3 protein-coding genes and 3 tRNA genes are annotated in these 2,804 nt (G+C 56.1%); all 6 read right to left on the reverse strand.

The features are described 5' to 3' along the window. Positions 1 to 129: 129 nt before the first annotated feature. Positions 130 to 205: transfer RNA gene (locus ACEWE8_RS25850), tRNA-Thr, on the reverse strand. A 29-nt stretch (positions 206 to 234) separates the two neighbouring features. Then, positions 235 to 308 (reverse strand) — tRNA-Gly (locus tag ACEWE8_RS25855). A 24-nt stretch (positions 309 to 332) separates the two neighbouring features. Further along, positions 333 to 416 (reverse strand) — tRNA-Tyr (locus tag ACEWE8_RS25860). A gap of 152 nt (positions 417 to 568) precedes the next feature. Continuing rightward, entirely contained in the window at positions 569 to 994 is a 426-nt protein-coding gene (locus ACEWE8_RS25865; RefSeq protein ID WP_046788138.1) for a hypothetical protein, read from the reverse strand. 7 nt (positions 995 to 1,001) lie between these two features. Beyond that, on the reverse strand, positions 1,002 to 1,751 hold the full coding sequence (locus tag ACEWE8_RS25870) for a pantothenate kinase (RefSeq protein WP_046788139.1): 750 nt from the start codon (positions 1,749 to 1,751) through the stop codon (positions 1,002 to 1,004). Then, positions 1,741 to 2,700 carry a bifunctional biotin--[acetyl-CoA-carboxylase] ligase/biotin operon repressor BirA gene (birA, locus tag ACEWE8_RS25875; protein WP_046788142.1) on the reverse strand — a complete coding sequence of 320 codons (960 nt, stop codon included), beginning with the start codon at positions 2,698 to 2,700 and terminating at the stop codon, positions 1,741 to 1,743. Before birA ends, ACEWE8_RS25870 begins: the two co-directional genes overlap by 11 nt. Positions 2,701 to 2,804 lie beyond the last annotated feature (104 nt).

The raw sequence follows: 2,804 nt of genomic DNA on the forward strand, positions 1-2,804 counted from the left end.
AGTGCCGACGTTAACGTGGGGAAGGGAACGATCAAACTTTTCCTTAGCCATCGATACAATCCTCCGCAGAAGAAATAGTCTTACGCTGATAAAACAAAGGCAGATATTTTCATATCTGCCTTGTTTATATGGAGCTCTTGAGCGGACTTGAACCGCTGACCTCACCCTTACCAAGGGTGTGCTCTACCAACTGAGCTACAAGAGCGAAACACATTGTGCAAAATCCGGCAAACTTGGAGCGGGTAGCGGGAATCGAACCCGCATCATCAGCTTGGAAGGCTGAGGTTCTACCACTAAACTATACCCGCGGAGCTTGCGGCTCTCGCTAAAACTGGTGGAGGGAGAAGGATTCGAACCTTCGAAGCTCTCGCAACGGATTTACAGTCCGTCCCCTTTGACCGCTCGGGAATCCCTCCAGATGTGGCCGGCATTCTATTTGTCTGCCGCCCTAGTGTCAAGCTTATTTTCAAATTTTTTCAATCAAATCTGAAACTTAGCTACTTTGACACTGCCTCCAGCTCTACCACCTCAGTGGTGTTCCCTGTGAAGCGGGCGCCATTCTATCAAGCTATTCGCCAGTTGCAATACCCTGGCAGAAAATAATTTTATGTTTTAAGTCTTTGAAATCGTTGGAAAGAGTGGCGAGGACCGTTTGATCCAGCAAACGCTCGCTTTCCGGGGAAATCTTGAGCCAGAGGCCATCAGCGCCGGGCAGCTGCCCAGATACCGGCAATGCACTGATATCCAAGCTCAACAAGCGCTGGCGCAGCGCATCGATTTGATCTCGCCCTGCCAGGCCGCCCACCACCAGACACTCGTCGCGGCGACGGGGCGGCGTAGCCACACCCGTTTCACGCAAGAGACGAATCTCCTGCTGATTGCCTTTGTACAACGAGAGCGGGGCGACATCCTTGGCTTTTAGCGGGGCTTCCTGTTGGTGCCAGACGTAATAGAAGACGTTGAGCACCAGCAATAGCAGAAACAACCAACGCATAAACACCTCAGCTCAAAGGGCAGGCCATTGCCAAGCCAACGAATACCAAGTCGGGAACCACGCGCGCCTGCGGTGCTGCTTCACGCACCAATGGTGCATCCCCCCCAGTGAGGAATACAGTAAAGTCCTCCCCCCACAGCGAGCGTGCTTGCTCCAGCTGCGTACGAGCAAAGCCCTGGAGCATCAAGACGCAGCCACGCTCGACCGCCTCGACGGTCGAGCGCCCAGGAGCAAGGCTGGTCAAGGCACGCTCCGCAGATGCGTCGTCGTAGCGGATACGCCGGGTGTGCGTGCGCAACTGGCTGCGCATCAGAGGCATACCTGGGCAGATGTACCCCCCAAGATGCTCACCATCAGCGCCAATGAAGTCGGCCTTGGCAGCTGTACCCAGGTCGATCACCAAGCACGCACCCTTGGCCAGGTGGAAAGCGCCCAACGCCGCGAGCCAGCGATCCATGCCCAGGCGCTGGAAATCATCATATCCATTGCGCACCCCGGCCATCTCACGGGCCGGTTCCGCGACACGCGGCAACACAGAAAACGCCTGACCGATCAGCGTACAGAGCGCTGCCGTTTCTTCCTCACTACGCACACTGACGATACGGCAGCCCGACAAACGCAGCGAAGCCAAAGTACCGACCTCAGCCACAAGCGCCTGATCCGAATCCACAATGCCGCCACCCACGATAGTGGCGTCAACAGCATGAATGACTCGCCATTTGATGAAGCTGTTACCGCAATCGAGCTCAAGAATCATCACGCAACCTCAAACTGAGCTCACCACCACTGAAGCTCTTCTCCACGCCATCGATGTCCAGGCGCAAACCACCCTGCCCATCCACTCCAAGCACTACTCCATCGATCTGGGTACTGCCGGCAACAAGCGATACATTACGCCCCTGCCATAGATGTGCTTGCTCCCATTCCTCCTGAAAAGCGGCAAAACCATAACGTCGGTGACGCGCCAGCTCGTGGTGCAGCTGCTGGCTGAGCATTGCCACCAGGCGATTACGATCGATGGGAGAGCCAACCTCACGTCGTATGGATGTCCACTGCTGATCGACCTGGACGTTTACCTGCATGTTCACATTGACGCCAATGCCAAGAACAACGTGACAGACGTCCGCCGGATCACCGACCAACTCAAGCAGGATGCCGGCAATTTTCTGCCCACGAACAAGAACATCATTAGGCCACTTGAGCCCAACTTCCTTAACACCGAACCCTTCCAAGGTGCGCATTACCGCCAAGCCGACCACCAGACTCAGCCCTTCGAGCTGACGCATGCCGCCTTCGACACGCAACACTAGACTGTAGTAAAGGTTTTCCGCGAAAGGACTTACCCACTGACGACCGCGACGGCCACGCCCAGCGCTCTGCCGCTCGGCAAGCACCAGAAAGGGAGCTGCCAACCCCTCCCCCACGAGCCGCAACCCTTCAGCGTTAGTCGAGCCGATGGTTTCGTGGATGAACATTGGCCATTGCTCACCACCAGCAAATTCGGCAATTGCCTTTGCTTCGAGCAAGGCCAAGGGCGCCGCTAGCTGATAGCCACGCCCACGAACCTTGTGAATGGTGAGATTCAGCTCACTCTCCAGATGCTGCAGCTGCTTCCAAACGGCGCTGCGGCTCACCCCGAGGGCTGCCCCCAAGGCTTCTCCGGAATGGAACCGGCCATCCTTGAGGAGATTCAACAACTTCAGCATGCCAGTCTCGACTTGGAATAAGGCTGGCATGATAGCTATGGGTAGTGGGCTTGCATAGGAAAAGGGCCGCCCGAAACGAGCCAAATACCGTGTATAAAGCCAGA

Origin of the sequence: Pseudomonas sp. TR47 (assembly GCF_044143025.1) — a bacterium.
Classification (GTDB): Bacteria; Pseudomonadota; Gammaproteobacteria; order Pseudomonadales; family Pseudomonadaceae; genus Aquipseudomonas; species Aquipseudomonas putida_E.

Coding starts and splice junctions, on each gene's coding strand:
- ACEWE8_RS25865 (WP_046788138.1), bottom strand. CDS start 994: ATGCGTTGGTTGTTTCTGCTATTGCTGGTGCTCAACGTCTTCTATTAC.
- birA (WP_046788142.1), bottom strand. CDS start 2,700: ATGCTGAAGTTGTTGAATCTCCTCAAGGATGGCCGGTTCCATTCCGGA.
- ACEWE8_RS25870 (WP_046788139.1), bottom strand. CDS start 1,751: ATGATTCTTGAGCTCGATTGCGGTAACAGCTTCATCAAATGGCGAGTC.